Origin of the sequence: Pseudoalteromonas sp. MMG007 (assembly GCF_018100985.1) — a bacterium.
GTDB lineage: Bacteria > Pseudomonadota > Gammaproteobacteria > Enterobacterales > Alteromonadaceae > Pseudoalteromonas.
In genome coordinates this window covers 1-1,728 of record NZ_JAGJEI010000034.1, presented here as the reverse complement: position 1 = coordinate 1,728, position 1,728 = coordinate 1, and the positions used below count along the sequence as shown (strand labels likewise).

Below are 1,728 nucleotides of genomic sequence, written 5' to 3'. Positions count from 1 at the left end.
TAACAATCATCTGTGTGGACACTACGAACAAATAAGTTCTAAATCGTATAAGGAGGTGATCCAGCCCCAGGTTCCCCTAGGGCTACCTTGTTACGACTTCACCCCAGTCATGAATCACTCCGTGGTAAACGTCCTCCCGAGGGTTAGACTATCTACTTCTGGAGCAACCCACTCCCATGGTGTGACGGGCGGTGTGTACAAGGCCCGGGAACGTATTCACCGCGTCATTCTGATACGCGATTACTAGCGATTCCGACTTCATGGAGTCGAGTTGCAGACTCCAATCCGGACTACGACGCACTTTAAGTGATTCGCTTACTCTCGCGAGTTCGCAGCACTCTGTATGCGCCATTGTAGCACGTGTGTAGCCCTACACGTAAGGGCCATGATGACTTGACGTCGTCCCCACCTTCCTCCGGTTTATCACCGGCAGTCTCCTTAGAGTTCTCAGCATTACCTGCTAGCAACTAAGGATAGGGGTTGCGCTCGTTGCGGGACTTAACCCAACATCTCACAACACGAGCTGACGACAGCCATGCAGCACCTGTATCAGAGTTCCCGAAGGCACCAAACCATCTCTGGTAAGTTCTCTGTATGTCAAGTGTAGGTAAGGTTCTTCGCGTTGCATCGAATTAAACCACATGCTCCACCGCTTGTGCGGGCCCCCGTCAATTCATTTGAGTTTTAACCTTGCGGCCGTACTCCCCAGGCGGTCTACTTAATGCGTTAGCTTTGAAAAACAAGTCCGAGGACCCGAGCTTCTAGTAGACATCGTTTACGGCGTGGACTACCGGGGTATCTAATCCCGTTTGCTCCCCACGCTTTCGTACATGAGCGTCAGTGTTGACCCAGGTGGCTGCCTTCGCCATCGGTATTCCTTCAGATCTCTACGCATTTCACCGCTACACCTGAAATTCTACCACCCTCTATCACACTCTAGTTTGCCAGTTCGAAATGCAGTTCCCAGGTTGAGCCCGGGGCTTTCACATCTCGCTTAACAAACCGCCTGCGTACGCTTTACGCCCAGTAATTCCGATTAACGCTCGCACCCTCCGTATTACCGCGGCTGCTGGCACGGAGTTAGCCGGTGCTTCTTCTGTCAGTAACGTCACAGCTAGCAGGTATTAACTACTAACCTTTCCTCCTGACTGAAAGTGCTTTACAACCCGAAGGCCTTCTTCACACACGCGGCATGGCTGCATCAGGCTTGCGCCCATTGTGCAATATTCCCCACTGCTGCCTCCCGTAGGAGTCTGGACCGTGTCTCAGTTCCAGTGTGGCTGATCATCCTCTCAAACCAGCTAGGGATCGTTGCCTTGGTGAGCCATTACCTCACCAACTAGCTAATCCCACTTGGGCCAATCTAAAGGCGAGAGCCGAAGCCCCCTTTGGTCCGTAGACATTATGCGGTATTAGCAGTCGTTTCCAACTGTTGTCCCCCACCTCAAGGCATGTTCCCAAGCATTACTCACCCGTCCGCCGCTCGTCAGCAAAGTAGCAAGCTACTTTCTGTTACCGCTCGACTTGCATGTGTTAGGCCTGCCGCCAGCGTTCAATCTGAGCCATGATCAAACTCTTCAATTAAAAAGTTTTATGTCTTTCGACAGCTCAATGAATTCTGAATTTATTTAATATCTTTCGATATTGAATTGACTGTGCTGAATAACTACCTAAGTAATTATTCTGTTGGTCACTCAGTTTCAATTGAGACTCTAATTTGTTTGCCTC

1 rRNA gene is annotated in these 1,728 nt (G+C 50.4%); it reads right to left on the bottom strand.

Features of this window, described 5'->3' with window-relative positions:
• Positions 1-48 precede the first annotated feature (48 nt).
• Positions 49-1,584 (bottom strand): 16S ribosomal RNA (locus J8L71_RS18275).
• Positions 1,585-1,728: the final 144 nt, after the last annotated feature.